The organism is Pacificispira spongiicola (assembly GCF_012926505.1).
GTDB classification, from domain to species: domain Bacteria; phylum Pseudomonadota; class Alphaproteobacteria; order UBA8366; family Aestuariispiraceae; genus Pacificispira; species Pacificispira spongiicola.
Map to the genome: position 1 here is coordinate 66,281 of NZ_JABBNT010000005.1, position 26,404 is coordinate 92,684.

Genomic DNA, 26,404 nt, shown 5'->3' on the forward strand with positions numbered 1-26,404 from the left:
ATCGTCGTAGGCAGCCCTCATGACGGCTAACACATCGAATGCACAATCCGACACGACCCATAAGGGCATCTTGCTGATCGTTTTCGCGATGTTCGTCTTCGCGTGCCAGGACGCGGTGACGAAGCATCTGGCCCAGACCTATGCGACGCCCCAGATCATTTGGATTCGGTACGTCTTCTTTGCGATTTTTGCGACCGTCGTCGCGGGATGGCATGTGCCGATCAAGCAAGCGGTCAAATCGACCCGCCCGGTCCTCCAGATTCTACGCTCGCTGATTATCCTGGTCGAAATCGGCACCTTCGTCGTCGCCGTGCGGGTGCTGTCCCTGGTGGAAATTCATTCCATCATGGCATCCTTCCCGCTGATCGTGACCGCCATGTCCGCGATATTCCTGAAAGAAGCTGTTGGCATTCGGCGTTGGGCAGCCGTTTTGATCGGTTTCGTCGGCATTCTCGTCATCTTGCGGCCCGGTCTTGGCGTGTTTCGGGTGGAAGCGTTGATCGCCCTGGCGACCGCCTTCCTGTTCGCCTCGTATCAGGTCCTGACGAAGGTGGCGGGCCGGACGGACAAGTCCAGCACGTCGATGCTTTATATGGCCGTCGTCGGCGCCGCCGTTCTGACCGCCATCGGGCCCTTCTATTGGATCGAGCCGACACCGGAAGCGTGGCTGTTGCTCGGCATCTTGTCGGTCACCGGTGTCGTCGGACATTCCTGCCTTATCTACGCGTTGAGCCTCGCGCCCGCGTCCAGCCTGCAACCGTTCAATTACACGATGTTGGTTTGGGCGACGATTGTCGGATACCTTGTCTTCGACAACCTTCCCGATTTGTGGACGATTGTTGGGGGGGCTATAGTCGTGGCCAGCGGCCTCTACACAATTTACCGGGAACGGCGGCGCGCCGTTCCCGTTCCTCCGGCGGTCGCGCAGGTCAAACCCTGATCCAACCATCGAAGGGAGAACAGCCCCGTGTCCGTACAGAAGACCGCCACCGATACGACGAGCAGCGTTTCCCTGACCCTTGATGAAGCGCGCGACCTCGCGATTGCCGCCCTCACCCGACGCGGCGCGGACAACAGGAACGCGCGCGCGGTCGCCGATATCATGATCCGCGCGGAACGCGACCGCTGCGCCAGTCATGGCCTGTTCCGCCTACAAGGCTATTGCGCCTCCCTGGACAGCGGCAAGGTCGACGGCGCGGCCCACCCGACCCTGCACGACATGGCGCCCGGCGTCTTGAAAGTCGATGGCAAGGGCGGGTTTGCCCCGCTGGCATTGGAACTCGGCCTGCCCGCCTTGGCAGATCGCGCCCGGCAGCAGGGCGTCGCGGTGCTGGGGCTGACCGATATCTATCATTTCGCGGCACTGTGGCCGGAGGTCGAAACCTTGGGTGAATTGGGGCTGTGTGGTCTGGCCATGACCCAGGCCTCGCCGATGGTCGCCCCAGCCGGCGGGACGAAGCCGTTTTTCGGAACCAATCCCCTCGCCTTTTCCTGGCCGCGCCCGGGACAGGATCCCTTCGTGTTCGATCAGGCCACAGCGGCTCTCGCCCGTGGGGAAATCATGATCATGGCCCGCGACGGGCATGACGCACCGGACGGCGCCGGTATCGACCCGGATGGAAATCCGACCAACGATCCCGCAAAAATTCTGGAAGGCGCGCAATTGCCTTTCGGCGGCTACAAGGGATCGAACATCGCCCTGATGATCGAATTGCTGGCGGGGGCGCTGATCGGGTCTGTCTTTTCCGTGGAATCGGGCCGTCAGGACAACAAAGACGGCGGACCGCCCGTCGGTGGGGAATTCATCCTGGCGATGGATCCCAGCCGTTTCGGCGATGCCGGTTGGGCTGCGCATACGGAAGTCCTGTTCAAGGAACTGGAAGCGATCGGCGTCAGCCGCCTGCCCGGCACCCGCCGCCGTCTTGCGCGGCAGGAAACGCCCAGCCAGGGCATCCGCCTGCCCAAGGCACTGTATGACACGGTGCAGGACCTCGCCGTCGGCAACGACACGGACGGCGATTGATAAATTCAAATGATGCGGCTTTCCGGATCGGGGGGATTGTACAATGGAATTCGATTGGTTCGACACACCGGCTCCCATGCCGGTCTGCACGGATGGCTGTAACCCTGTAAATGCGGAAGGTCGGTCCTCGGCACAGGACGCGAAGACCGCATTTCTGGAGGCCGCGAGAAGTCTTGGACGCGATCTCGTCGCAAAAGGGGCGGCCCCGCCGCATATCCGCCACCTGAGCGTTGCCGTCCCCGACCCGTCGGCGCTACAGCGGGATATCGTCGATTACGATCTTCTCTACCGGGAAGCCCTGGGCGGAACCTTCGGCAAGGTCGCCTTAATGACGTCCGATCAGGGAACCATCTTGCAAGCCGCCGCCGTGGTGCCGCCGAAAGACACGGCCCCGAAGTATCGCGGCATGGACAGTGCCACGTTGAATTTCCAATACAGCCCGCGCGCGACGGTGCCGGAGGCACCGGAAATCATGGCGTCCTGGCGTATCGACGGGGCGGAGTTCCAAAAAACGCGCACCGCCGAACTGACCTACGGGCCGGATGAGAAGCATCGGATCGACTTGTATATGCCGGACGGCGTCAGCAACCCGCCCTTGCATATCTTCATCCATGGCGGCTATTGGCAGGCGGCCGACAAGCGCGACAACGGCCATTGCTGCCGCGAACTGGTGAAGGCCGGACTGGCCGTCGCGACGTTGAACTACCCGCTGTGCCCACCCGCGACGATCCGCGCCATCGTCGCCGACTGTCAGGATGCCATTGCCCTGCTGTATCGCGATGCATCGAAATATGGATACGATCCGGCGCATATTACCGTGTCCGGCCATTCGGCGGGCGGACACCTGACCGCGATGATGGCCGCGACCGATTGGACGCATCTTAGCAGCGACCTTCCGTCGGATTTGATCAAGGGAAGTATCCCGATTTCCGGACTATTTGAGCTCGAACCCTTGCGCCATACCGGCCTGAATACCGCCTTGCGCCTGACGGAGGAGGAAGCAGAGGATCTAAGCCCCGTTTACCACGATATCCGCTCGCCCGGTCCGATCGTAGCAGTTGTCGGCGGTGCGGAAAGCGATGAATTCAAGCGTCAAAGCCATGAATACGTCCACGCTTTCGGCGCGCGCGGGGCCCATATCCGCTATCTGGAACTACCGAACCTCAATCATTTCACCGTGGTGACGGCCTTGGCGGACGTGGAAAGCGATCTTTACAAATTTGTTGTAGAAATTGCCCGAAAAACCTGAGAGGTCTTTTATGGAGCGCTTGGTAAAACTTGGCAACGCGGCCAACATCCACCCCTGGTTCCAGTGCGGGTTCTATAGTTTGGACAGAAGCATAGCCAATTGAACGGCCTCTGCCCTTGTCAGTTTATCCCCGATACCGTCCGTCAGTACCTTTGAATATTCCGGCCACATTGCCTTTCTGATCGCGAGTCCCCGCTCGGAAATAAAGACGATTTGGCCACGGCCGTCTTCTTCGCAGTCTCGGCGGTTGACGAGTCCTGCCGTGACCATCCGGTCCAGGAGACGGGACGTGCCGTATTGCGGCAACAGAAGCCGTTGTCTGAGTTCGAATGGCCGAATTCCTTCCTCTCCCACCTTTTCCAGTTCCAACAGTGCGTCGTACCAAGAAAGCGGCGGGTGGCCAGCTGATTTCAATGCGGCTTCGACTGTTTCCAAAAGCTGTCGGCTTTTGGTCATAAGGGCTGTCCAAGCAGCCTGTGTGGTTCGGTCAACATCGGTCATGCGTTCCTTTTGGCACATGAATGCACTTGCATCAACCTTGACAACAGCAAGCTGCGCGCAATATAGATGCATCTGTATCTACATTGGGAGAAAGACAATGAACCAAACCATACGGACCGAAACCGCGATACTCCTACTGCGTATTGCGCTCGGCCTCATGTTTCTCGCCCATAGTTTGCTTCTTAAGCTCTTCGTTATCGGGTTGCCGGGGACGGCACAGTTCTTCATCTCTCTCGGCTTTCCGGGTTGGCTTGCTTACACCGTCTTCGCAGTGGAGGCAGTGGCAGGCATTCTTCTCGTTCTTGGCATCCAGACCCGTTGGATCGCGCTCGCAACCGTACCGATCCTTGCTGGGGCGACGTGGGTGCATTCTGGAAACGGCTGGATGTTCGCAAATGCGAATGGCGGCTGGGAGTATCCGGCCTATCTGACCTTACTCGCTGTCGTTCAGGCTATGCTCGGCGACGGCAGGTTCGCGATGAGCCCGTCCACCTCTCTTCAAACTATTTTCAGAAGCCGGGAGGTATCGTCATGATGTTGCAACTTATCAGCCACGTGCTGTGCCCTTATGTTCAGCGGGCCGCGATCATGCTTACCGAAAAGGGCGTCGAGTTCGATCGTACAAACATCGACCTTGCCGACAAACCGGCTTGGTTCCTCGACATCTCGCCGCTCGGCAAGACGCCGGTGCTCATTGTCGATGGATTTCCGATCTTCGAGTCAGCCGTCATCCTCGAATATCTCGAAGAGACGCTACCCAATCCGCTGCACCCCGACACAGCGCTCGCGCGGGCAGAACATCGCGCATGGATGGAATTCGGATCGGCGATACTGAACGACATCGCCGGATTCTACTCAGTCGCAGATGCCACGTCATTCGACGAGAAGGTCTGCGCCCTGCGTACCAAGTTCCTCCGACTTGAAGCCGAACTTCGGGTCGGTCCCTATTTCGACGGTGATAGGTTTAGGCTTGTCGACGTCGTGTTCGGCCCTGTGTTCAGATATTTCGATGTTTTCGACGAGATTGGGGACTTCGGCATCTTCACAGGTCTTACTCGTGTTCAAGCCTGGCGAAAGGAACTGGAGCGCAGGCCCTCTGTTAGGACTGCGGTAACCGAAGACTATCCGGCACTCCTAAGGGATTTCATTCAGCGGCGGGCCTCATATCTTTCGGTATTGGCCGGAAAAACAAGTCCTGGGATGGTATGAATATCGAGAAGCCCGGCGTCGGCGGCATCTTCGACAAACCTTTATATGAGGTCGTCATTGGAAATTGCGGTCTCAACTCGACCCTCGTGTCAAAGTTTGAGATCGCAATCGCTGATTCCACCGTTCCGGGGGCCCGAATCGTGTTCTCAACGCGTGACAGTGGGTTTCGTACGGGCCTGTAAACACCCCTATGCCGACACGGTGTAGAAACCTTCATCGACGTCCATCCAGGGCGGCTGTTGTTCCGCGATGGCTTTGAAAGCATCGCAATCCTGCCGATGCGTGCCGGGTAGATAGCCGATGGACATCAGGAATTCGCCGGTGATCTCTCCGCCGGTGAATTTGAAGGTCTTCTTGAAGAGTTTGACCCAATCCGGTTTGGTCTTCGGATGATGCGCGGCCAGCCATGCAGCGAATCCGCCGTGGCTATCCCGCATGCCTTGGATCACTTGGGCGTTGTGGATCGCGGCATGCACTTTCAACCGGTTTCGAACGATGTTCTGGTCGTCGAGCAAACGCGCGATATCCGCATCGCCATAGCTGGCGACCGCATCGACGTCGAACCCGTCGAAGGCTGCGTTCATACCGTCCCGCTTCTTCAGCACGAGCCCCCAGTTGAGACCTGCCTGCATGATTTCCAGAACAAGCCGTTCGAACAGACGCGTCTCGTCCGTTTCCGGAAATCCGTATTCCATATCGTGGTAGGAGCCGTGAACCGGGTCCCCAATCGCATAGTCGCAATACCAAGCCATCCCATCGCCTCCGAACCGGTTGAAGTCGCGGCGGATTTAGCACAGTCCTCCTGACATCATTGTGTCAGGAGGTTTTTGCGATCTACCAGCGTGACGCCGACGACATCCGCCAGATACCAGTATCCCAGCAGCACGATGCCCGCCAACACGGTACAGATCAGGGCCTTGCGGATCAGCATCGGCTTCTTCGGTGCGCCGATATCGTGGCCGGTTTCCGGGTTTTCCTCTCGCTGCACACCGATGGGAAGCAGCATGAAGAAGATCAGCCACCAGGCGATGACATAGACGACGATGAAGGATGCGATATTCATACCTGCTCCAATTCCACCAAAGTGCCGCAAAAATCCTTGGGATGCAGGAACAGAACCGGCTTCCCGTGGGCACCGATCTTCGGATCGCCGTCGCCCAGAACGCGGGCGCCATCGGCTTTCAGCTTGTCCCGCGCCGCCAGGATGTCGTCGACCTCATAACAGACGTGATGCATGCCACCCGACGGGTTGTTTTCCAGGAACTTGGCGATCGGCGAATCGTCCCCGAACGGGTGCAGAAGCTCTATCTTCGTATTCGGCAAGTTGACGAAAACCGTCGTCACGCCGTGTTCCCGCAAATTCACCGGCTCGGAGACATCCCCACCCAGCGTATCGCGGTAGATCGCGCTCGCGGCAGCCAAGTCCGGGACAACAATAGCGACGTGATTAAGCTTACCGATCATCTTCAGTTCCTCACCTAAGATATTCAGACTCTTAACAAATGAACATCTACCTGTGGACGGCGACGGCTGATCTGCTGCAACCGCCGGCGGACCGCGACGCGCACGGCCTCGCAAACGGTGCCGTCGTCTTGCAACTGCTTTTTGCTCAGTCCTTCGACCGTGTCTTCGGCCAAATCCAGCAATTCGTCCAGTTCCGGTGCGTCGGGATCGAGCAAGCCGGAAACCGTGATCTGCGCCTCGTCGGCCAGAGCCCCCTTGCTGGTCAGGGCCAGGGACACAACGGCGGAACCGTTATAGGCCATGCGCTTGCGCTGTCGAATCGATCCGTGATCCATCGGGATAAGACGGTCCCCGTCGAGCGCAAGCCGGCCCGCATAGACCTCATCGACGACTTCCACGCCGTTCGGGGTCAGGCTCATCAGCATGCCGTTCTTGGCGACGATACCGTGCGGCACCTGACAGCTTTGCGCCAATCGCGCATGGGCCAGCAAATGACGGTGTTCACCGTGAACCGGGATCGCCAACCGCGGGCGAATCCAGGAATACATATCCGCCAATTCATCACGGTTCGGATGGCCGGAGGTGTGAATTTCCGCATCCGCCGCCGTGATGATCGAACAGCCCAGTTCCGTCAGCGCGTTCTGCAATTCGCCGATGGCGATCTCGTTCCCCGGAATTTCGCGACTGGAGAAGATGACGGTATCGCCCTCCCCCATTTCGATGAAATTATGATCCTTGCGGGCGATCCGGGACAGGGCCGCGCGCGGTTCCCCCTGGCTTCCGGTGCAGATCAGCAGGACCTTGTCCTTCGGCAGGCGTGCCGCGGCCTCATCGTTCAGGAAGGGTGGCATATCCTGAAGGTACCCGGTTTCCCGCGCCGCTTCGGTCATTCGCCACAACGACCGGCCGATCAGCGCCGGTTGGCGGCCGCAGGCAAGCCCGGCCTTGGCGGCGCTTTCCAAACGCGCGACGTTCGATGCGAAACAGGCGATGGCCACCGCGCCGTCGAGCCCGCGCACGACTTCCGCCAGATTCTCGCGGACTTCCCCCTCGGACCCGCTGCGCCCCGGCGACATGGCGTTGGTGCTGTCGCAAATCATGGCCAGCACGCCTTCCTCACCCAGCGACATCAGGCGTTGTTCATCGGTGCTCGGCCCGATTTGCGGATGCGGGTCCAGCTTCCAATCGCCGGTATGCAGCACCGCGCCCAACGGCGTGCGGATGACAAGCGCGTTCGGCTCCGGAATGGAATGGGTCAGCGTGATCAGTTCGATTTCGAACGGACCGACGGTGAAGCTGCCGGACATGGGAATTTCGATGATCGGCACGTCACGGCCGAAACTGGCTTCCCCCAGCTTCTTGCGCAGAACGGCAGCGGTGAACGGCGTCGCATAGACCGGGCAGTTCAGCTTCGGCCACATATATTGGACCGCGCCCAAATGATCTTCGTGGGCGTGGGTCAGAACCAGGCCGCACAGGTCTTCCGCGCGTTCCTCGATAAAGGCCGGGTCGGGCATGATGACATCGATGCCCGGCGTGCGTGCGTCACCGAAGGTGATACCGCAATCGACCATCAGCCAGGCTTCGTCATGGCCATAGAGGTTGAGGTTCATCCCGATCTCGCCGGTGCCCCCCAAGGGCAGGAACAGGAATTCGTCGATCCCCGGTGCGTCGGTTTCGCGGTAGCCCGGCGCGCTCATACAGTACCTCCGTTCCGGCGGAAGATTTCGACCAGCCCACGCAGGGTCAGGGACCTGTCGGTGTGCTGGATCGCAACGGTGCGTTCGGCGAACAATTCCGCCAGACCGCCGGTGGCAATAACTTTCATGTCTTCTCCATATTCGCGGCGGATACGCTCCACCATCCCCTCGATCATGCCGACATAGCCCCAATAGATACCGGACTGCATTGCCGTTTTCGTTTCCCGCCCAATGACGGTTTCAGAGGGTTCGATTCCCACTAGGGGAAGTTTGGCGGACGCGTCGTACAAAGCCTTCAGGGACAGATTAATCCCCGGAGCGATCGCGCCACCGCGATAGTTACCGTCGCCATCGACGACGTCGAATGTCGTGGCAGTGCCGAAATCGATACAGATCAACGGCCCGCCATAGGAGATATGCGCCTGTACCGCGTTGACCAGCCGGTCCGCGCCGGCTTGTTCCGGCCGGTCGATCAAGACCTCGATCCCCAAGGTCACGCCCGGAGCGCCGATCACCACCGGTTCGCCGTCGAAATAGCGGCGGCACAGGCTGATCAGGTTGAATTCCGTTTCCGGGACGACCGATCCGACGACCGTCGCGGTGATCGCGTCCATGTCCAGGCCGTTCAGCTTCATCAACTCGCTTAACCAGACGATATATTCGTCCGCGGTGCGTTTCGGATCGTTGGCGCAGCGAAAGGCCTTCACGAAATCCGTTCCGTCGAAAATACCGAAAACAACATTGGTATTGCCGGAATCGATGGCGAGAAGCATGGGCTCCCTCCTTAGAATATCCGGGGCCTTTCCTGTTCTAGCGCAGAAAGACGTCCCCGGCGGAAATCTTGTGCATCGTCCCGTCCGGTTCGGCAAGGATTAGCGCGCCGGAATCGTCCAACCCGTCGAAACGTCCCGAGATTTCCCGGTCCGAAAGGCGGACCCGTATCGTTTCGCCGATATTCGCGGCGGCATCCGTCCAGGCCCGGTGTAGTGCGCTCGGCCCTTCGGTCTTCCAGACGCCGCGCCAATGATCCAGCCGCGACAGCAGCATCGGATATAGCCGGTCCGCCGGAAGATCGATCCCCTGCGCCGCCAGATCGGTCGCCTTATATGTTGTGCCGTCTTCCGGGTGATGGACGCAGTTCACGCCGATGCCGATCAATATCCAAGGCGCGGATGGCTCTCCGCCCCCTTCCAGCAGGATACCGGCAACCTTCTTGCCGCCTATCAGGACGTCATTCGGCCATTTCAGCCGCGACTGCGGTGTTTCGACGCAATCCAGCAAGGCAAGGGCGGCGGCGAAGGAGAGCTGCGCGCAGTCCGCAAGAGGCCGGTCTTCCCGAAACAGGGCCGTTACGTACAGATTGCCCGGTTCCGCGACCCAGTGCCGACCGTATCGCCCCCTGCCCCCGGTCTGACGGACGGCGCGGACCGCGGTGCGATCCGGGGCGCCGTCATTGGCCAGGGCCCGCGCGACATCCATGGTGGACCCGATTTCGTCAAAGACGTGACCGGTCCAGCCCTGCGGCAGCGATATGTCGGTCACCGTATCAGAACAGCGAGGTCGCCGCCGACGCGGCATAGCTTGCAATCGTTTCCGGTGCCAGGGTGAACAGCAGGACAAGTGCGGATGTCAGGATCATGATGACGCGCATCGACTTGCCATCGATCTTGTCGATCACATCGTCGTTCTCGTCGAAATACATGACTTTGATGATGCGCAGGTAATAGAACGCGCTCACCACGCTGGCCAGGGCGCCGATGACGGCCAACCAGATCAGACCGGCGTCGATCGCGGCGCGGAAGACGAAGAACTTCCCGAAGAACCCGGCAAGCGGCGGGATACCGGCCATGGAGAACATGAAGATCATCAATGCGAAGGCCATGCCCGGGCGCGTTTTGGACAGGCCGGACAGGTCGCTGATATTCTCGACCATACGGTCCTTGATCTTCATCGACAGGATGCAGGCGAAGGTGCCGACATTCATGACCAGATAGATCGCCATATACAGCATCACGCCGGTGGCGCCGTCCTTTGTCCCTGCAGCGAGGCCCATGAGGGCATAGCCGACATGACCGATGGAGGAATAGGCCATCAGGCGCTTGATATTGGTCTGCGCGATGGCGGCAACCGCCCCCAGGATCATGGATGCGACGGAAATCAACCAGATGATCTGCTGCCATTCGGCAATCAAATCCTCGAACGGGCCGAGCATGACGCGCAGGATCAACGCCATGGCCGCGATTTTTGGCGCGACGGCGAAGAAGGCGGTGACCGGTGTCGGCGCGCCTTCATACACATCCGGTGTCCACATATGGAACGGCACGGCGGAAATCTTGAAAGCCAGACCGGCGGACAGGAACACCAGCCCGACGATCAGACCTGTCGGTGCGTGATCCAGGGCGGCAAGACCACTGGCGATGGCAGCGAAATTCGTCGTGCCTGCAAAGCCATAGATCAGGGAGCTACCGTACAGCAGCAGGCCGGAACTGAGCGCGCCGAGCACGAAATACTTCAACCCGGCCTCGGTCGACCGCAATTGATCCCGGCGGAAAGCCGCCACGACATAGAGCGACAGGCTCTGCAGTTCCAGACCGATATAGAGCGAGATGAGATCGTGGGCCGAAATCATCATCAGCATGCCGAGCGTGGCAAAGCACAGCAGAACCGGATATTCGAACCGGGCCATGCTCTCACGGCGGATATAGCCGTCGGACATCACTAGCGCCAGAACGGCGGCAATGATGACCAGGACCTTCATGAACAGCGAGAAGCTGTCTACGACGAACAGGTCATGCAGGGCCAGACGCGTTTCCGATCCGGTCGCGATGACGAGAACGCCGATCACGAGCAGGACCAGGACAGCCAGGAAGGAAACCCGGCTCAGGGCCTGTTTCTCCGGCGAGAAGACCCCGACCATCATCAGTCCCATGACCGAGCAGGCCAGGACGATTTCGGGAAGCGCGGGGGCGATCATCGAGGTTTCGAACATCATGGGAAGCCGTCCCGCCTCTCTTACTGGCTTTCGGCCACGGACACGGCACCGTCTTGGGCCGCGGCCAGGGCCGCATCATAGGTTTCAACCAAATGCGTCACCGACGCCTCGATCGGATCGAGGAACGTCGCCGGATAAATCCCCATCCACAGGGTCAGCACGATCAGCGGCGCGAAGATGGCGATTTCGCGCGGGCTCATGTCCAGCATGGCCTTCACGTCGTCCTTCGTCAGGTCGCCGAAGACGACCCGGCGATAGAGATACAGCGCATAACAGGCCCCGAGAATAAGTCCGGTTGCCAGGAAACTGGCCACCCAGGTGTTGTTCTCGAACGCCCCGTACAGGATCAGGAATTCGCCGACGAAACCGCTGGTCCCCGGAAGACCGACCGACGCCATGGTGAAGAACATGAAGACGAGCGCATAGCGCGGCATGTTCGTCGCAAGACCGCCGTAGCGGGAAATCTCACGCGTGTGCAGGCGGTCGTAAACGACACCGACGCACAGGAACAACGCGCCGGATACCAGACCATGGCTCAACATCTGAATGATGGACCCGGCGACGGCGGTTTCGTTCATGGAGAAGATCGCCGCGGTGACGAAGCCCATATGCGCGATCGACGAATAGGCGATCAGCTTCTTCATGTCTTCCTGCACCAGGGCCACCAGGGAGGTGTAGACCACGGCGACGCAGGACAGCACGAAGACGAGCGGCGCATAGGCGTCGGAAGCCAAGGGCATCATCGGGATGGAGAAACGCAGGAACCCGTAGCCGCCCATCTTCAGCAGCACGCCCGCCAGGATAACCGATCCGGCGGTCGGCGCTTCCACGTGGGCGTCCGGCAGCCAGGTATGCACCGGCCACATCGGCACCTTCACCGCGAAGCTGGCGAAGAAGGCGAGCCAGCACAGCATCTGAAGCTCGTACGGGAAGCTGGTCTGCATCAGGGTCGGGATATCCGTCGTCCCACCCGCCGCGAAATACAGCGCGATCAACGCGACCAGCATCAGGATGGAGCCGAGCAGCGTGTAGAGGAAGAACTTGAACGAGGCATAAATACGCCGCGCGCCGCCCCAGACGCCGATGATCAGATACATCGGCAGCAGCACGCCTTCGAAGAAGAAGTAGAACAGCATCATGTCCAGGGCGCAGAACATGCCGACCATCATCGTTTCGAGGATGAGGAAGGCGATCATGTATTCGCGCACACGGGTCTTGATGCTGTTCCAACTGGCCAGGATGCACAGCGGGGTCAGCAGGGTCGACAACAGCACGAACCAGATCGAAATGCCGTCGACGCCCATCTTGTAGCTGATGCCGATGCTGGGCAGCCAAGGAACGTCTTCGACAAGCTGGAAGTCGGCGGTCGATCCGTCGAAATTGGCCAGGACGAGCAGCGACAGCAGGAAGGTCGTCGTCGTCGCGACGAGCGCAAGCCAACGGGCGTTGCGCGCGACTTCTTCCTGGGTGCCGCGCACGACCATGACGAAGATCGCCCCGACGATCGGCGCGAAAGTCGTCAAACTGAGGAGAGGAAACGTGGCTTCCGACATGGTTAAGGTCCGATCCCTTCCCTGCCCTTAATGGGCCAACAGATAAAAGCTGACGAGCACGACGACCCCGATCAGCATTGCGAAAGCATAGTGGTACAGATACCCGGTCTGCAGCAGGCTCAGGCGGCCGGCGGCGAATGCCGTGGTCTTGGCGACACCGTCGGGACCCAACCCGTCGATCGTCTGGCCGTCGCCGCGCTTCCAGAAGAAGCGGCCGATGGCAAAGGCCGGACGGACGAACAGGAAGTTATACAGTTCGTCGAAATACCACTTGTTGAGCGAGAACTGATAGAACGGCCCCCAGAATTCGCCGATGCGACGCCCGCGTTCCAGGCCGCTGCGATAGACCCAGACCGCGCCCGCGATCCCGATAATTCCAACGACCAGCGGCAGCATCTTCACCCAGACCGGCACATGGTGCGCGTTTTCGAGCGCCTTATGCTCTTCCAGGATCTTGATGGAGTCGCCCCAGAATTCGGCGAAGTGATGCCCCGTGAAATACGGCGCGAAGACAACGCCCGCGAACACCGCGCCGATGGCCAGCAGATACAGCGGCACCAGCATGACATTCGGCGATTCATGGACATGCGCCATGACGCGTTCGTCGGCCCGCGCCGGGGTATGGAACGTCATCCATAGCAGGCGCCAGGAATAGAACGCGGTCATCACGGCGGCCGCGATTCCCATCCAGAAGGCGAACATGCCGATCCCGGTATGCGCGCCATAGGCACTTTCGAGAATGGCGTCCTTGGAGAAGAAACCAGCAAAACCGATTTGCGTGCCCGGAATACCGATCCCGCCAAGCGCCAACGACCCGATCCACATCATGACCATGGTCTTTTTGATATGCGGGGCCAGCCCGCCCATCTTGCGCATGTCCTGTTCGTCCGAAACGGCATGGATCACGGAGCCCGCGCCCAGGAACAGCAGCGCCTTGAAGAAGGCGTGCGTGAACAGGTGGAACATCGCCGCCGGATAGGCCGAAACCCCCGCTGCGAAGAACATGTAGCCCAACTGCGAGCAAGTCGAATAGGCGATGACCCGTTTGATGTCGTTCTGCGTCAGGCCGACCGTCGCGGCGAAGAAGGCCGTCATCGCCCCGACGAAGGTCACGACGGTCAGCGCCGTTTCCGAATATTCGAAGATCGGCGACAGACGGCAGACCATGAAGACACCGGCGGTGACCATGGTGGCGGCGTGGATCAGCGCGGAAACCGGCGTCGGACCTTCCATCGCGTCCGGCAGCCAGGTGTGCAGACCCAACTGTGCCGATTTACCCATCGCGCCCATGAACAAGAGCAGGCAGATGCAGGTGATCGCTTCCTGCGGCGTCAGCGTCATCCACAGGAACTGGAACGTCTGCCCCGCATCACCACCCTCGACGATGCCCGGAATGGCCGCGAAGATCGCGTCGAAGCCGAGCGATCCGGTCATCACGAAGGTCCCGAAGATGCCGAGCGCAAACCCGAAATCCCCGACGCGGTTGACGACGAAGGCCTTGATGGCGGCGGCATTGGCGGAGGGTTTCTTGTACCAGAACCCGATCAGCAGATAGGACGCCAGACCGACGCCTTCCCAGCCGAAGAACATCTGAACCAGGTTATCGGCGGTGACCAGCATCAGCATCATGAAGGTAAACAGGCTGAGATAGGCCTGGAACCTCGGGATGCTGGGATCGTGGTGCATATAGCCGATGGAATAGATATGCACGACGGACGACACCGACGTGACCACGACCAGCATGACCGCCGTCAGCGTGTCGATGCGCAGCGCCCAATCAAAGGCGAAATCGCCGACCGCGACCCAGTGCAGCAGATTGATCGTGTAGGCCTTGTCCGCCGCGTCATGGGCGAGGATGCCGACATTGATGAAGGTGATCCAGGCGAAGATGGCCGCCAGAACCAGCAGACCGGACGACACGATCTGGGCGAACAGGTCGCCCTTGTGACCGGCAATTGCCCGGCCGCCGAATCCGGCGACGAGAGCGCCGACGAGCGGCAGGAATACGATGAGTGCTTCCATGGGATTCTCGCCCTTATCCCTTCATATTGCTGACATCGTCGACCGCAATAGACGCGCGGTTACGATAGAACACGACCAGGATCGCCAAACCGATGGCCGCTTCCGCGGCCGCGACGGTCAATACGAACATGGCGAAGATTTGGCCGGTCAGATCCTGCAGGAAGGCAGAAAACGCGACCAGATTGATATTCACCGCCAACAGCATCAGTTCGATCGACATCAGAATGACGATGACGTTGCGGCGATTCAGGAAAATCCCGAACAGACCCAGCGTGAACAGAATCGCCGCGACCGACAGGTAGTGAGACAGTCCGATTTCCATAATCCCGCTCCCTTTCTTACGCGCCGTCGCCGGGTTGAACTTTGACCAGGGTGACCTCGTCCTTCGACGAACGGGCGACCTGGTCGCGGATGACTTGTTTCTTGACGCCCGCCCGTTGACGGTGGGTCAGAACGATGGCACCGACCATGGCGACCAGCAGGATCATGCCCGCGCCTTGAAACAGGTAGATGTAGTCGGTGTAGATGACCTGACCGATGCTGCGGGTGTTGTGCACCTCTCCCACCACCGGGCCCAGGGAGATGGAGGCCAGTTCCGGTCCCAGGCTCCACGACGTCGCGACCATCGCCAGTTCCACGAACAGGATGCCGCCGATCACCGCGCCGATATAAACGTAGTTACGAACGCCCTTGCGCAGTTCGACGAAGTTCACGTCCAGCATCATGACGACGAACAGGAATAGAACCGCAACCGCGCCGACATAGACGACGACCAGGATCATCGCCAGGAATTCCGCGCCGATCAGGACGAAAAGCCCCGCCGCGTTGAAGAAGGCGAGAATGAGGTAGAGCACCGAATGAACCGGGTTGCGCGACGTGACGACCATCACGGCGCAAGCCACGGTTATCGCGGCGAAAATGTAGAACATGAACCCGGCGAATGCCATCGGTTCCCCCTTCGTCTATCTGCCCCCGCCGTGTTAGCGGTAAGGCGCGTCCAACTTCAAGTTCGCGGCGATTTCCGCTTCCCACCGTTCCCCGTTCGCGAGCAGCTTGTCCTTGTTGTAGAACAGCTCTTCACGGGTTTCGGTGGCGAATTCGAAATTCGGCCCCTCGACGATCGCATCCACCGGGCAGGCTTCCTGGCAGTAGCCGCAATAGATGCATTTCGTCATGTCGATATCGTAGCGCGTCGTCCGGCGCGACCCGTCGGCGCGCGGTTCGGCCTCGATCGTGATCGCCTGCGCCGGACAGATTGCCTCGCACAATTTACAGGCGATGCAGCGTTCTTCGCCGTTCGGATAGCGGCGCAACGCATGTTCGCCCCGGAAGCGCGGGCTCAACGGTCCCTTTTCATAGGGATAGTTGATCGTGTGCTTCGGCTTGAACATCGCCTTAAGCGTCAAGGCCATCCCGCTGAGCAATTCCGCCAGCAGGAAGGATTTCGCGGTACTGTCTAGGCTCGCCATATTGACGTCTCCTAAATCTAACTTACTGCGCCGCAGTCGGCAGCAGATCGAAGGCCACCAGGAACCCGGCGGTCGCCACGACCCAGAACAGCGACAGCGGCAGGAATACCTTCCACCCCAGGCGCATCAACTGGTCATAGCGATAGCGCGGGAAGGTTGCCCGAACCCACAGGAATATGAACAACACGAAGGCGATCTTCAGCGCGAACCAGATCGGCCCCGGGATCCAGGTGAACGGCGCGATGTCGAACGGCGGCAACCAACCTCCCAGGAACAGGACCGAGGTCATGGCGCTCATCAGGATCATGTTCGCGTATTCACCCAGGAAGAACAGCGCGAAGGCCATGGCCGAATATTCGACGTTGTAGCCCGACACCAGTTCCGCTTCCGCTTCCGGAAGGTCGAACGGCGCGCGGTTCGTTTCCGCGAGGGCGGAAATCACGAAGACCACGAACATCGGCAGCATCGGCAGGAAGTACCAGTTCCAGAACCCGCTGCCGGCCTGCGACTTGACGATATCGCTGAGATTCAGCGACCCGACGCAGAGCAGCACGGAGACGATGACGAAGCCGATGGATACTTCGTAGGACACCATCTGCGCCGCTGAGCGCAACGCGCCCAGAAACGCGTATTTGGAGTTCGACGCCCAACCGGCGACGATGATCCCGTAAACGCCCAGCGACGAGATCGCAAAGAGATACAGGACGCCGACATTGATATCGGCCAGAACCCAACCGTCATCGAAGGGGATGACCGCCCAGGCGATCAGCGCCAGGATGAAGGTCAGCATCGGCGCGATCAGGAACAGAACCGGGTTCGCGCCCGACGGTACGACGGTTTCCTTCAGGAACAGCTTCAAGCCGTCCGCAAGCGGCTGCAACAGACCGAACGGGCCGACGACGTTCGGGCCCTTGCGGTACTGCATCCAGCCGATGACTTTTCGTTCCGCCAGCGTCAGATAAGCAACGCCCAGCAGGATCGGCACCGTGATCGCAAGGATCAGAAGGATCGTCAGGATGGTCGGCGCAAGATAGCTGCTCCACCAGACGCCTTCGAACAGGTTGGCGAACTGCTCAGCCATTGGTACCGGTCCCCTCGCTTTGGCGGTCCAGCACGAAGGTCTGGGTGCACTCCGCCATGGTCTCCGACGCCCGCGAAATCGGGTCGGTCATGTAGAAATTGTCGATCGGCGATTTGAACGGCGCGGCATTCATCTCCCCGGCGGTTCCGAAATCGCCCCATTCGGCGGCTTCGGCATCGTCGATCCGGGCCAGATGCGGATATTCCTCGCGCATTGCCTTGCGCAGGCCATCGAAATCGATCCAGGGCAAGGCCTTGCCTAGGGTTTCCGACAGCGCCCGCAGGATCGCCCAATCGTCCTTCGCCTCACCCGGCGGGAAAGCCGCCCGGCGCGCCAGTTGAACGCGTCCTTCCGTATTCACGAAAGTGGCGTTCTTTTCCGTATAGGCCGCCCCCGGCAGGATCACGTCGGCGGCATGCGCGCCACGGTCGCCGTGGTGGCCCTGATAGACAACGAAGGCCTTGCCGCCGGTCAGGTCGACCTCATCCGCGCCCAGCAGGTAAACGAACTTCACCGCGCCGGAGGCCGCACCGTCGACGATTTCCGGCACCGACTTGCCGCCCTCACCCGGCACGAAGCCGAGATCGAGCGCCCCAACACGGCTCGCCGCCGTGTGCAGCACGTTGAAACCGTTCCAGCCGTCCTTCACCATGCCGAAATCGTCGGCCAGCTTCTTCGCAGTGGCCAGGACCGCCGCGCCGTCCGGACGATTGATCGCGCCCATGCCGACGATGATCATCGGCTTTTCCGCATCCTTCAGGATCTTGGCGAAGGGGTGCTTGCCGGACGCAACATCGGATAGGGTTTCCGGACCTGCGCCGAGATAATCGACATCGAAGGTCGTCTTCACCTGCGGACCGATGGACGCAACCTTCAACTGACCGCCCATCCAACGTTTGCGGATGCGCGCATTGATGATCGGCGCCTCCCAACGGATGTTGGACCCCACGATGAGGAGCGCGTCCGCCTCGTCGATCCCGGCGATGGTCGTGTTGAAAATGTAACCGGCGCGCGTCGTAGCATCGAGTTTCGCGCCGTCCTGACGGCAATCGAGGTTGGCGACGCCCAGGCTGGCCATCAGTTTTTTCAGCGAATAGACGCTTTCCGCATCTGCCTGATCGCCGACGATCGCGGCCATGGCGTCGCGCTTCATGCCCTTCACGGCCCCGGCGATGGCGGTCATTGCTTCCGGCCATGTCGCGGGCTTCAACTTGCCGTCTTCACCGCGCACATAGGGGCGGTCCAGACGCTGACGGCGCAGACCGTCGCAGGCATAGCGCGTCTTGTCGGAAATCCATTCCTCGTTCACGTCTTCATTCAGACGCGGCAGAACGCGCAGCACTTCGTTCCCGCGCGTATCGACGCGGATGTTGGAGCCGACGGCGTCCATCACATCGACGCTTTCCGTCTTCTTCAATTCCCAGGGCCGCGCTTCGAAGGCATAGGGCTTCGACGTCAGCGCGCCGACCGGGCATAGATCGATGACGTTGGCCGACATTTCGCTATCGAGGGCCTTTTCCAGCGTCGAGATTTCGGCATTTTCGCCCCGGTTCAGCAGGCCGATCTCCTCGACCCCCGCCACTTCGGCGGAAAACCGGACGCAGCGCGTGCAGTGAATGCAACGGGTCATGATCGTGTTGATCAGCGGGCCCATATATTTGTCTTTAACCGCGCGCTTGTTCTCATGATACCGCGACCCCCCGCGACCATAGGCCATGGCCTGATCCTGCAGGTCGCATTCGCCGCCCTGATCGCAGATCGGGCAGTCGAGCGGATGGTTGATCAGCAGGAATTCCATGACACCGTTGCGGGCCTTATGGACCATCGGCGTGTCGGTGAAGATTTCCTGGTTCGGCGCGACGGGAAGCGCGCAGGACGCGGCCGGTTTCGGCGGACCGGGCTTCACCTCGACCAGGCACATGCGGCAGTTCCCGGCAACCGACAGTCGCTCGTGATAGCAGAAGCGCGGAATTTCCACGCCCGCCTGTTCACAGGCCTGCAGGACGGTCATGCCCTGTTCGACCTCGTGTTCTTCGCCGTTAATCTTGACGGTGATCGTCGCCATATCCTGCGCCCTACCCGTTATTCAGCCGCCGCCGCGCCGCTCATAGCGACACGCGTGCGATTTTTGATGCGGTCTTCGATTTCGTCGCGGAAATGCCGGACAAGGCCCTGGATCGGCCAAGCCGCCGCATCGCCGAGGGCGCAAATCGTGTGCCCTTCGATCTGCTTCGTGACTTCGATCAGGGAATCGATTTCCTCGATTTCCGCCTCGCCCCGGACCAACCGGTCCATGACGCGCCACATCCAGCCGGTACCTTCGCGGCACGGCGTGCACTGGCCGCAGCTTTCGTGCTTGTAGAAGTAGCTGAGGCGCGCGATCGCCTTGATGACGTCGGTCGATTTGTCCATGACGATGACCGCTGCCGTGCCCAGGCCGGATTTCTGTTCCTTCAGCGCGTCGAAATCCATCAGCACGTCGTCGCAGATATCCTTCGGCAGCAACGGCACCGACGACCCGCCCGGAATGACGGCCTTCAGATTGTCCCAGCCGCCGCGCACGCCGCCGCAATGCCGTTCCAGCAGTTCCTTCAACGGGATCGACATAGCTTCTTCGACGTTGCAGGACTTGTTCACGTGACCGGAAATGCAGAACAGCTTGGTTCCGGAATTGTTTTCGCGACCGAAGCCCTGGAACCATTCCGCCCCGCGCCGCAGGATTTCACCTGTGACCGCAATGCTTTCCACGTTGTTGACCGTCGTCGGGCAGCCATACAGGCCCGCCATGGCCGGAAACGGCGGCTTCAGGCGCGGCTGGCCCTTCTTACCTTCCAGGCTTTCCAGCAGGGCGGTTTCCTCGCCGCAGATATAGGCGCCGGCGCCGTGATGGATCGCGATGTCGAAATCGTAACCGGTGCCGCAAGCGTTCTTGCCGACAAGGCCCGCCGCATAGGCTTCGGCGATTGCGCCTTCCATCACCTTGTATTCCAGGCGGTACTCGCCGCGGATATAGATGTAACAGTTATGCGCGCCCATCGCGACGGAGGCCAACAGGCAGCCTTCGATGAAGGTATGCGGGTCGTTGCGCATGATTTCCCGGTCCTTACAGGTTCCGGGTTCGGATTCGTCCGCGTTGACGACAAGGTAGGACGGCTTTTCCGGCGTCGCCTGGGGCATGAAGGACCATTTCAGGCCCGTCGGGAAACCCGCGCCGCCGCGACCGCGCAGGCCGGAGGCCTTCACGATTTCAACGATCTTCTCGCGGCCGAGCGCGACCAGGTCTTTCGTCCCGTTCCACGCGCCGCGCTTCTTCGCCGCCTCAAGGTTCCACGGGTGATACCCATAGAGATTCTTGAAGATGCGATCCTCGTCCTTAAGCGGAGACCAATCCGGCATGGCGTAAGCCCCCTTCCCTTAACTTCTGACCTGCGGCGCCGGGCCGGTCAGCAAGGTTTGCGGCCCGCCTTCCGGTTCGGAACAGCTGCGGCCATTCTGCGGCCCGGGGGCCACACTCTCGCCTTTCGCCAGACGGTCGATGATGTCGACCATGATTTCCGGCGTCAGGTCTTCGTAATAGTCGTCGTTGATCTGGACCATCGGCGCATTGCAGCACGCGCCCAGGCATTCGACTTCGGTCAGGGTGAACTGGCCGTCTTTCGTCGTTTCGCCGTTGTGGATGTCCAGTTTCTTTTCGATCGCCGCCCGGATGTCTTCCGCGCCGCGCAGCATGCAGGGCGTCGTGCCGCACAATTGGATATGGAAGTTCCCCACCGGTTCCAGATTCACCATGGTGAAGAAGCTGGCGACCTCCATCACGCGGATATAGGGCATATCCAGCATTTCGGAGATTTTGGCGATCGCCGCCGGTGTCACATAATGGCCGTTGGCGTGGTTCTGCTCCTGCGCCAGGAACAGCAGCGCCAGAACAGCGGACTGGCTCCGCTTTTCCGGATATTTGGCGATGTTCCGTTCGGCTTCCTTCAGGAATTCGCCGGTAAATTCGAACGTATCCGTCATCTCTTCCGTATCCTTACCGATCGATCTCGCCGAACACGACGTCGAAGCCGCCCAGAATGGCGACCGAGTCGGCCAGCATATGACCGCGGCAAACGTGGTCCATGGCCTGAAGATGCGCGAAACCCGGCGCGCGGATCTTGCAGCGATAGGGTTTGTTCGTGCCGTCGGAAACCAGATAGACGCCGAATTCGCCTTTCGGCGCCTCGACGGCGGTATAGGTCTCACCGGCAGGAACGTGAAAGCCTTCGGTATAAAGCTTGAAGTGATGGATGAGGGATTCCATCGACTGTTTCATGTCCGACCGGCGCGGCGGCGATACTTTCGCATTAGTCGACAGAACCGGGCCTTTCGGCATTTCCGCCAGACATTGCTTCACGATTTTCAGCGATTCGCGCATTTCCGCGACCCGGACCAGATAGCGGCTGTAACAGTCGCCGTTCTTCCCGACCGGAATGTCGAAATCCATCTTGTCGTAAACGTCGTAAGGCTGCGACTTGCGCAAGTCCCAGGCAATCCCCGACCCACGAATAACCGGGCCGGACATGCCCCAGGCCATCGCCTCTTCCGGGGAAATGATGCCGATATCGACGGACCGCTGTTTGAAGATGCGGTTTTCCGTCAGCAGGCTTTCCATGTCGTCGATGAATTTCGGGAACCCGTCCGCCCATTCCTCGATCTTCGCCGCCATATCCGCGGGCATATCCTGGTGAACGCCGCCGATTCGATAAAAGGCCGCGTGCAGACGCGCACCGCAGACCCCCTCATAGAATTCCATCAGCTTTTCGCGTTCTTCGAAGGCCCACAGCATCGGCGTCATCGCACCGACATCCATGGCATAGGCCGGAACGTTCAGAAGATGGTTCAGAATACGGCTGATTTCATCGAACAGGACACGCATATACTGCCCGCGTAGCGGGACATCGACGCCCAGCAGTTTCTCCCCCGCCAGAACGAAGGCATGTTCCTGCACCATAGGCGCGACGTAATCCAGGCGGTCAAAATACGGGATCGCCTGCATATAGGTCTTGTATTCGATCAGCTTTTCCGTGCCGCGGTGCAGCAGGCCGATATGCGGGTCCAGACGTTCAATGACCTCCCCGTCCATTTCCATGACCATTCGCAACACGCCATGCGCCGCCGGGTGCTGCGGCCCGAAATTCATGGTCAGCGTCTTGATGGTGGGATCCTGGTCGGTCCCGACGAGAGACGCAGCGTTCGATTCGGCGACACTCATCCCTTATTTCCCTTCCTGCTGCGCATCGGCCTTCTCGTCGCCCGGCAGTTTCGGCGTCATGCCTTCCCACGGGCTGAGGAAGTCGAAGCTGCGGAATTCCTGCGTCAGCTTCACCGGTTCGTAGACGACACGGCGCTGTTCGTCGTCGTAGCGCATTTCGACGTAACCCGTCAGCGGGAAATCCCGGCGCTGCGGATGCCCTTCGAAGCCGTAATCGGTCAGGATGCGGCGCAAATCCGGATGGTCGGAGAAGAAGACCCCGTACATGTCCCAGACTTCGCGTTCGTACCAGTTCACGGACGGCCAGACCGCCACGGTCGACGGAACCGCGGTATCTTCATCCACCGCGACCTTCACCCGGCAGCGCATGTTGTGCTTGAAGCTCAACAGATTGTAGACGACGTCGAAGCGGCGTTCCCGATCCGGATAGTCCACGCCGCAGACGTCGACCGCCTGTTGGAACAGGCATTGCGAATCGTCGCGCAGGAACTTGCACAGTTTCAACAGCGATTGCGGCGGCACGGTCACGACCAGCTCGTCGTTTACAAGCTCACAGCCTCCGATTTCGTCGCCGAATTTCGCCTCGATATAGGAACCGAGTTCGGTCAGCGATTCGCGGTTCGCGGTCATGGTCTCAACGTGCCCCCTAAGATACAGGCAACCAAATCAAAACGCGCCGGACGATCAGCGTGCGATCGTTCCGGTACGACGAATCTTCTTCTGCAATTGCAGAACGCCATATACCAGGGCTTCCGCAGTCGGCGGACAGCCCGGCACATAGATGTCGACCGGGACGATGCGGTCGCATCCCCGAACGACGGAATAGCTGTAGTGATAATAGCCGCCGCCATTGGCACAGGAGCCCATGGAGATCACCCAACGCGGCTCGGCCATCTGGTCGTAAACCTTACGCAGAGCGGGCGCCATTTTGTTGGTCAGCGTGCCGGCGACGATCATCACATCCGACTGACGAGGCGAGGCGCGCACGACGACACCGAATCGGTCGAGGTCGTATCGCGGCATATAGGCGTGGATCATCTCCACCGCGCAACAGGCCAGACCGAAGGTCATCGGCCACATGGAGCCCGTGCGGGCCCAGTTCACCAGCTTGTCGAAATTCGCGACGACGAAGCCTTTGTCCTGAAGCTCTTCATTTACCGCGCCCAGGACGCTGTCCTGTGCCGCGCCCGGCTGGAGCAGCCCCTGCCCGGCCGTCGGATTAATGGTCGTTACTCCCATTCCAGAGCCCCTTTACGCCATTCGTAGACGAAACCGATGGTCAGAATTCCAAGGAAGATCACCATCGACCAGAACCCGAACAGGCCGATATCGCCAAGCGCGACGGCCCAGGGGAACAGAAAGGCGACTTCCAGGTCGAAGATGATGAAGAGAAGCGTGACGAGGTAGAACCGCACGTCGAAACGCGAACGCGCATCGTCGAAAGCCTCAAACCCGCACTCGTAAGCCGACAGTTTTTCCGAATCAGGATGCTGACGCGCAACAAGCATGCTGCCGACGATCATGAGTGCGGATACCGCTATGGCTATGCCGAGAAAGACGAGGATCGGGAAGTAGTCGCTGAGCAGTTCTTCCATAGCGATCTCTCGCGGGCGAAAACCCGCGCCCCTATCTGGCTCGTCCCGCCGCCGATCTGGCGGGGTGGCGAGGGAAAATCTTGAACGCCGCAAGGATCATTTTCGAAGCGCCGCTTCGAGGTGCCCCTACGACCATCGATACGCAAGCGTCATGTTGCACGGCAAACCGATCCGGTCAAGGCATCGCAACGCCCTGAAACACGCTCTTAATCAGGACTATAGCTTGTGGGCCGGATACAATAAAGTCCGCAGGACAGGCGTCCGCGGACCTTTTGGAAACGATACCGTTTCAGAATTAAGTGGCGGGAGTGACGGGGCTCGAACCCGCGACCTCCGGCGTGACAGGCCGGCACTCTAACCAGCTGAGCTACACCCCCGCGCTATGTGTCCGGAGCGGTGTTCCGTCCCGAACGACGCGGTTGATAAAGCCCCGCCCGCCCAGTGTCAAGCAACCTAAAACCAGTTTATGAAGGTTTTTTTATCGGACCCGATTTTCCCAGGATTCCCGGGCCTCGGATCGAAGCGGAAAAATCCGAAGGTTACGTCGGTTCGGCACCCTTCGACGCCGTATCGGTTCATAGAATTCATGGCAATCGCTTCAATCGCGGACTCACGGATACTCATAAATGCGAAGCGACGTATAGCTGCCCCTATTCTGATCGGTATCGCCCGGTGTGTCGGAATAACTTCCGTCTTCAAAAAAATGATAAAAAGTCCATGCGAGATCAAAATGCTGGCCGAAATAGAAATTCGGATTTTCCGGTTCTATTCCCTTCTCGCTCAACGCGGACCGTAGGTCGTCGCTGAACCTCTTCGGTTTCGTCAGGTGCGAGGATATTGGAAATGTTTCCGTCCGGAATTCGAGACGATCGGAGGAAAAATAGCTATACGAGATATCGATCGGCAGGCTTTTCACACTCCCGTCCCCGAAATCCGCGACGGCATAGTGCTTTCGACCATTTGCGATGCTTTCGCAAACCGGCCCGTGATCGCCTCGCGCCGTTTCGGTTGCCTCATAAAGCAGTCTTCCAGCCGGAAGTGCTGCGAACTTCATAACCTTGTACTGTTTCGCGGAAATGACGCGCGCAACAATCTTGCCGTTTGGCGTATCGGGCAAATGAACGGATCCGGGATAGTAGATCGAATAAACCGGTAACGCGTTCGTATACCCGAATCCGATGCATTGAACTTCTTTCGTCGGGGTGGTGACCGCATGGGCGGGCCGTGTCACCCCCGTAAAAACCCCGTCCTGAGAATAGACAAAGGGAAGCTGATAGGTTTCGTCATATGTCGGCGTTGAAACGTTCAAAGTCTCGTGGTCGGGCTGCAGGATTACCGATAATCGTGCGCCGGCGGCAATGTCCTCTTGCGTCGGTTCCAACTGAGCCATCGATTCGCGTCCCGATACGGATAATCATAAGAGGCAATACATCCCCACTCTGCTCTTTATCGTTTAATGATTCCGATCACCATGAACAGATTAATCGCGATAATCGGGGAAACGGCAAACCTCGCCGGAAGACGCGCACCGACGCAAAAGCCGATTGGCATCGCGGGCATGCGAATTATCGTCGAATGTCGATGTTGAATTTCTGGGAAAGAAAAGGTGGTGGGCGGTGACGGGATCGAACCGCCGACCCTCTCGGTGTAAACGAGATGCTCTCCCAGCTGAGCTAACCGCCCTTAACCACGCGCCCGTATAGACCGCCGGACGACGTTTATCAATCACCCTTCCGGTGCGGAACAGGCAAAAAAGAAAAACCGACCGCCCCTAACAGGACGATCGGTTAATTCCCACCGATTCAAAAAAGAACCGGAGAAAGTCGCTGTCTTAGTTGACGGCGTCTTTCAGAGCCTTGCCCGGCTTGAATTTCGGCTGGTTGGACGCCGGAATCTGAATTTCGGCACCCGTCTGCGGGTTCCGGCCGGTGGACGCGGCGCGTTTGCTGACCGAGAAAGTGCCGAAGCCGACGATGCGGACTTCGTCACCCGACTTAAGCTGGCCGGTGATGGCTTCCAGGACGCCGTCAACGGCTTTGGCGGCATCGGCCTTGGACAGACCCGCAGAGTCGGCAACGGCAGCGACGAGATCGTTCTTATTCACAGGAACCCCCCTAGTGTTACGGGATGATGTTGAATGACCGGATAGAACTATCCGAATGCCGTGGAGTGTAAGGGTAGTTTCAGACAGACGTCAACGCGAAAGGCCGAATTTTTCCCGGTTTTCTGCGGATTTCATTGAATTTGATTGAAATCAAATCAATTCAACGATTGGGCAAAGGCGAAGAGCGCAGC

The 26,404-nt window shown here is 59.6% G+C and carries 28 protein-coding genes and 2 tRNA genes; 5 read left to right on the forward strand and 25 right to left on the reverse strand.

Features of this window, described 5'->3' with window-relative positions; translation table 11 throughout:
• The first annotated feature begins 19 nt into the window (after positions 1-19).
• Genes HH303_RS16075 through HH303_RS16085 form a run of 3 tightly spaced genes read left to right on the forward strand, consistent with a single transcriptional unit; the run spans position 20 to position 3,272 of the window.
• Entirely contained in the window at positions 20-940 is a 921-nt protein-coding gene (locus HH303_RS16075; RefSeq protein WP_169626412.1) for a DMT family transporter, read from the forward strand.
• A gap of 27 nt (positions 941-967) precedes the next feature.
• The gene (locus HH303_RS16080; RefSeq protein ID WP_169626413.1) at positions 968-2,023 is read left to right on the forward strand and encodes an Ldh family oxidoreductase; all 1,056 of its coding nucleotides are present in this window, start codon (positions 968-970) and stop codon (positions 2,021-2,023) included.
• Between the two features lie 43 nt (positions 2,024-2,066).
• Entirely contained in the window at positions 2,067-3,272 is a 1,206-nt protein-coding gene (locus HH303_RS16085) for an alpha/beta hydrolase (RefSeq protein ID WP_169626414.1), read from the forward strand.
• A gap of 72 nt (positions 3,273-3,344) precedes the next feature.
• Here HH303_RS16085 and HH303_RS16090 read toward each other — a convergent pair whose 3' ends face one another.
• The gene (locus tag HH303_RS16090) at positions 3,345-3,773 is read right to left on the reverse strand and encodes a MarR family winged helix-turn-helix transcriptional regulator (protein ID WP_169626415.1); all 429 of its coding nucleotides are present in this window, start codon (positions 3,771-3,773) and stop codon (positions 3,345-3,347) included.
• A gap of 97 nt (positions 3,774-3,870) precedes the next feature.
• On the opposite strand from HH303_RS16090, the gene HH303_RS16095 reads away from it, so the two are divergent.
• Both HH303_RS16095 and HH303_RS16100 read left to right on the forward strand, forming a co-directional pair.
• Positions 3,871-4,308, forward strand: coding sequence for a DoxX family protein (locus HH303_RS16095; protein WP_169626416.1), 438 nt, complete (start codon positions 3,871-3,873; stop codon positions 4,306-4,308).
• Entirely contained in the window at positions 4,305-4,982 is a 678-nt protein-coding gene (locus tag HH303_RS16100; RefSeq protein ID WP_227421878.1) for a glutathione S-transferase family protein, read from the forward strand. Before HH303_RS16095 ends, HH303_RS16100 begins: the two co-directional genes overlap by 4 nt.
• 188 nt (positions 4,983-5,170) lie before the next feature.
• Here the strand turns inward: HH303_RS16100 and HH303_RS16105 are convergent, their stop codons facing one another.
• The 24 genes from HH303_RS16105 to HH303_RS16220 all read right to left on the reverse strand — a co-directional run bounded on the left by HH303_RS16105 (position 5,171) and on the right by HH303_RS16220 (position 26,213).
• On the reverse strand, positions 5,171-5,734 hold the full coding sequence (locus HH303_RS16105; protein ID WP_169626417.1) for a DNA-3-methyladenine glycosylase I: 564 nt from the start codon (positions 5,732-5,734) through the stop codon (positions 5,171-5,173).
• Positions 5,735-5,790: 56 nt separating this feature from the next.
• A complete protein-coding gene (locus tag HH303_RS16110; protein WP_169626418.1) occupies positions 5,791-6,045 on the reverse strand; it encodes a DUF1467 family protein in 255 nt (84 codons plus the stop codon).
• Positions 6,042-6,446, reverse strand: coding sequence for a methylmalonyl-CoA epimerase (mce, locus tag HH303_RS16115; protein ID WP_169626419.1), 405 nt, complete (start codon positions 6,444-6,446; stop codon positions 6,042-6,044). Before mce ends, HH303_RS16110 begins: the two co-directional genes overlap by 4 nt.
• A 23-nt stretch (positions 6,447-6,469) precedes the next feature.
• Positions 6,470-8,146, reverse strand: coding sequence for a ribonuclease J (locus HH303_RS16120; protein ID WP_169626420.1), 1,677 nt, complete (start codon positions 8,144-8,146; stop codon positions 6,470-6,472).
• Positions 8,143-8,919, reverse strand: a complete 777-nt coding sequence (locus HH303_RS16125) for a type III pantothenate kinase (protein ID WP_169626421.1) — start codon at positions 8,917-8,919, stop codon at positions 8,143-8,145. Before HH303_RS16125 ends, HH303_RS16120 begins: the two co-directional genes overlap by 4 nt.
• Before the next feature lie 37 nt (positions 8,920-8,956).
• The gene (locus HH303_RS16130) at positions 8,957-9,688 is read right to left on the reverse strand and encodes a biotin--[acetyl-CoA-carboxylase] ligase (protein ID WP_319637435.1); all 732 of its coding nucleotides are present in this window, start codon (positions 9,686-9,688) and stop codon (positions 8,957-8,959) included.
• Positions 9,689-9,692: 4 nt separating this feature from the next.
• Entirely contained in the window at positions 9,693-11,138 is a 1,446-nt protein-coding gene (nuoN, locus tag HH303_RS16135) for an NADH-quinone oxidoreductase subunit NuoN (protein ID WP_169626422.1), read from the reverse strand.
• A gap of 20 nt (positions 11,139-11,158) precedes the next feature.
• Positions 11,159-12,691, reverse strand: coding sequence for an NADH-quinone oxidoreductase subunit M (locus HH303_RS16140; protein ID WP_169626423.1), 1,533 nt, complete (start codon positions 12,689-12,691; stop codon positions 11,159-11,161).
• A gap of 27 nt (positions 12,692-12,718) precedes the next feature.
• A complete protein-coding gene (gene nuoL / locus HH303_RS16145) occupies positions 12,719-14,713 on the reverse strand; it encodes an NADH-quinone oxidoreductase subunit L (RefSeq protein ID WP_169626424.1) in 1,995 nt (664 codons plus the stop codon).
• A gap of 13 nt (positions 14,714-14,726) precedes the next feature.
• Positions 14,727-15,035 (reverse strand): NADH-quinone oxidoreductase subunit NuoK, encoded by a 309-nt coding sequence (gene nuoK, locus HH303_RS16150; protein ID WP_169626425.1) that lies wholly within the window; start codon positions 15,033-15,035, stop codon positions 14,727-14,729.
• 16 nt (positions 15,036-15,051) lie between these two features.
• Entirely contained in the window at positions 15,052-15,660 is a 609-nt protein-coding gene (locus tag HH303_RS16155) for an NADH-quinone oxidoreductase subunit J (protein WP_169626426.1), read from the reverse strand.
• Between the two features lie 33 nt (positions 15,661-15,693).
• Positions 15,694-16,182 (reverse strand): NADH-quinone oxidoreductase subunit NuoI, encoded by a 489-nt coding sequence (gene nuoI / locus HH303_RS16160; protein WP_169626427.1) that lies wholly within the window; start codon positions 16,180-16,182, stop codon positions 15,694-15,696.
• Between the two features lie 22 nt (positions 16,183-16,204).
• Positions 16,205-17,263 (reverse strand): NADH-quinone oxidoreductase subunit NuoH, encoded by a 1,059-nt coding sequence (gene nuoH / locus HH303_RS16165; protein WP_169626428.1) that lies wholly within the window; start codon positions 17,261-17,263, stop codon positions 16,205-16,207.
• Positions 17,256-19,328 (reverse strand): NADH-quinone oxidoreductase subunit NuoG, encoded by a 2,073-nt coding sequence (nuoG, locus tag HH303_RS16170; protein ID WP_169626429.1) that lies wholly within the window; start codon positions 19,326-19,328, stop codon positions 17,256-17,258. The genes nuoH and nuoG overlap by 8 nt, the downstream gene beginning before the upstream one ends.
• Positions 19,329-19,345: 17 nt before the next feature.
• A complete protein-coding gene (gene nuoF, locus HH303_RS16175) occupies positions 19,346-20,659 on the reverse strand; it encodes an NADH-quinone oxidoreductase subunit NuoF (RefSeq protein ID WP_169626430.1) in 1,314 nt (437 codons plus the stop codon).
• Between the two features lie 18 nt (positions 20,660-20,677).
• A complete protein-coding gene (nuoE, locus tag HH303_RS16180) occupies positions 20,678-21,280 on the reverse strand; it encodes an NADH-quinone oxidoreductase subunit NuoE (RefSeq protein ID WP_169626431.1) in 603 nt (200 codons plus the stop codon).
• A gap of 13 nt (positions 21,281-21,293) precedes the next feature.
• The gene (locus HH303_RS16185) at positions 21,294-22,514 is read right to left on the reverse strand and encodes an NADH-quinone oxidoreductase subunit D (RefSeq protein WP_169626432.1); all 1,221 of its coding nucleotides are present in this window, start codon (positions 22,512-22,514) and stop codon (positions 21,294-21,296) included.
• A 3-nt stretch (positions 22,515-22,517) separates the two neighbouring features.
• Positions 22,518-23,144 carry an NADH-quinone oxidoreductase subunit C gene (locus HH303_RS16190; protein WP_169626433.1) on the reverse strand — a complete coding sequence of 209 codons (627 nt, stop codon included), beginning with the start codon at positions 23,142-23,144 and terminating at the stop codon, positions 22,518-22,520.
• A 54-nt stretch (positions 23,145-23,198) separates the two neighbouring features.
• Positions 23,199-23,753, reverse strand: coding sequence for a NuoB/complex I 20 kDa subunit family protein (locus tag HH303_RS16195; RefSeq protein WP_169626434.1), 555 nt, complete (start codon positions 23,751-23,753; stop codon positions 23,199-23,201).
• A complete protein-coding gene (locus tag HH303_RS16200; protein WP_169626435.1) occupies positions 23,744-24,109 on the reverse strand; it encodes an NADH-quinone oxidoreductase subunit A in 366 nt (121 codons plus the stop codon). Before HH303_RS16200 ends, HH303_RS16195 begins: the two co-directional genes overlap by 10 nt.
• 300 nt (positions 24,110-24,409) lie before the next feature.
• A tRNA-Asp gene (locus HH303_RS16205) sits at positions 24,410-24,486 on the reverse strand.
• Between the two features lie 233 nt (positions 24,487-24,719).
• Positions 24,720-25,499: a hypothetical protein gene (locus HH303_RS16210; protein WP_169626436.1), complete on the reverse strand. Its 780-nt coding sequence runs from the start codon at positions 25,497-25,499 to the stop codon at positions 24,720-24,722.
• Between the two features lie 217 nt (positions 25,500-25,716).
• Positions 25,717-25,792: transfer RNA gene (locus tag HH303_RS16215), tRNA-Val, on the reverse strand.
• A 148-nt stretch (positions 25,793-25,940) separates the two neighbouring features.
• The gene (locus HH303_RS16220) at positions 25,941-26,213 is read right to left on the reverse strand and encodes an HU family DNA-binding protein (protein ID WP_169626437.1); all 273 of its coding nucleotides are present in this window, start codon (positions 26,211-26,213) and stop codon (positions 25,941-25,943) included.
• Positions 26,214-26,404 lie beyond the last annotated feature (191 nt).

What these genes read in the sequence shown, in the direction of transcription:
- HH303_RS16075 (WP_169626412.1), top strand. Translation starts at nt 20, where the DNA reads ATGACGGCTAACACATCGAATGCACAATCCGACACGACCCATAAGGGC.
- HH303_RS16085 (WP_169626414.1), top strand. Translation starts at nt 2,067, where the DNA reads ATGGAATTCGATTGGTTCGACACACCGGCTCCCATGCCGGTCTGCACG.
- HH303_RS16090 (WP_169626415.1), bottom strand. Translation starts at nt 3,773, where the DNA reads ATGACCGATGTTGACCGAACCACACAGGCTGCTTGGACAGCCCTTATG.
- HH303_RS16095 (WP_169626416.1), top strand. Translation starts at nt 3,871, where the DNA reads ATGAACCAAACCATACGGACCGAAACCGCGATACTCCTACTGCGTATT.
- HH303_RS16100 (WP_227421878.1), top strand. Translation starts at nt 4,305, where the DNA reads ATGATGTTGCAACTTATCAGCCACGTGCTGTGCCCTTATGTTCAGCGG.
- HH303_RS16105 (WP_169626417.1), bottom strand. Translation starts at nt 5,734, where the DNA reads ATGGCTTGGTATTGCGACTATGCGATTGGGGACCCGGTTCACGGCTCC.
- HH303_RS16110 (WP_169626418.1), bottom strand. Translation starts at nt 6,045, where the DNA reads ATGAATATCGCATCCTTCATCGTCGTCTATGTCATCGCCTGGTGGCTG.
- mce (WP_169626419.1), bottom strand. Translation starts at nt 6,446, where the DNA reads ATGATCGGTAAGCTTAATCACGTCGCTATTGTTGTCCCGGACTTGGCT.
- HH303_RS16120 (WP_169626420.1), bottom strand. Translation starts at nt 8,146, where the DNA reads ATGAGCGCGCCGGGCTACCGCGAAACCGACGCACCGGGGATCGACGAA.
- HH303_RS16125 (WP_169626421.1), bottom strand. Translation starts at nt 8,919, where the DNA reads ATGCTTCTCGCCATCGATTCCGGCAATACCAATGTTGTTTTCGGTATT.
- nuoN (WP_169626422.1), bottom strand. Translation starts at nt 11,138, where the DNA reads ATGATGTTCGAAACCTCGATGATCGCCCCCGCGCTTCCCGAAATCGTC.
- HH303_RS16140 (WP_169626423.1), bottom strand. Translation starts at nt 12,691, where the DNA reads ATGTCGGAAGCCACGTTTCCTCTCCTCAGTTTGACGACTTTCGCGCCG.
- nuoL (WP_169626424.1), bottom strand. Translation starts at nt 14,713, where the DNA reads ATGGAAGCACTCATCGTATTCCTGCCGCTCGTCGGCGCTCTCGTCGCC.
- nuoK (WP_169626425.1), bottom strand. Translation starts at nt 15,035, where the DNA reads ATGGAAATCGGACTGTCTCACTACCTGTCGGTCGCGGCGATTCTGTTC.
- HH303_RS16155 (WP_169626426.1), bottom strand. Translation starts at nt 15,660, where the DNA reads ATGGCATTCGCCGGGTTCATGTTCTACATTTTCGCCGCGATAACCGTG.
- nuoI (WP_169626427.1), bottom strand. Translation starts at nt 16,182, where the DNA reads ATGGCGAGCCTAGACAGTACCGCGAAATCCTTCCTGCTGGCGGAATTG.
- nuoH (WP_169626428.1), bottom strand. Translation starts at nt 17,263, where the DNA reads ATGGCTGAGCAGTTCGCCAACCTGTTCGAAGGCGTCTGGTGGAGCAGC.
- nuoG (WP_169626429.1), bottom strand. Translation starts at nt 19,328, where the DNA reads ATGGCGACGATCACCGTCAAGATTAACGGCGAAGAACACGAGGTCGAA.
- nuoF (WP_169626430.1), bottom strand. Translation starts at nt 20,659, where the DNA reads ATGCCGGATTGGTCTCCGCTTAAGGACGAGGATCGCATCTTCAAGAAT.
- nuoE (WP_169626431.1), bottom strand. Translation starts at nt 21,280, where the DNA reads ATGACGGATACGTTCGAATTTACCGGCGAATTCCTGAAGGAAGCCGAA.
- HH303_RS16185 (WP_169626432.1), bottom strand. Translation starts at nt 22,514, where the DNA reads ATGAGTGTCGCCGAATCGAACGCTGCGTCTCTCGTCGGGACCGACCAG.
- HH303_RS16190 (WP_169626433.1), bottom strand. Translation starts at nt 23,144, where the DNA reads ATGACCGCGAACCGCGAATCGCTGACCGAACTCGGTTCCTATATCGAG.
- HH303_RS16195 (WP_169626434.1), bottom strand. Translation starts at nt 23,753, where the DNA reads ATGGGAGTAACGACCATTAATCCGACGGCCGGGCAGGGGCTGCTCCAG.
- HH303_RS16200 (WP_169626435.1), bottom strand. Translation starts at nt 24,109, where the DNA reads ATGGAAGAACTGCTCAGCGACTACTTCCCGATCCTCGTCTTTCTCGGC.
- HH303_RS16210 (WP_169626436.1), bottom strand. Translation starts at nt 25,499, where the DNA reads ATGGCTCAGTTGGAACCGACGCAAGAGGACATTGCCGCCGGCGCACGA.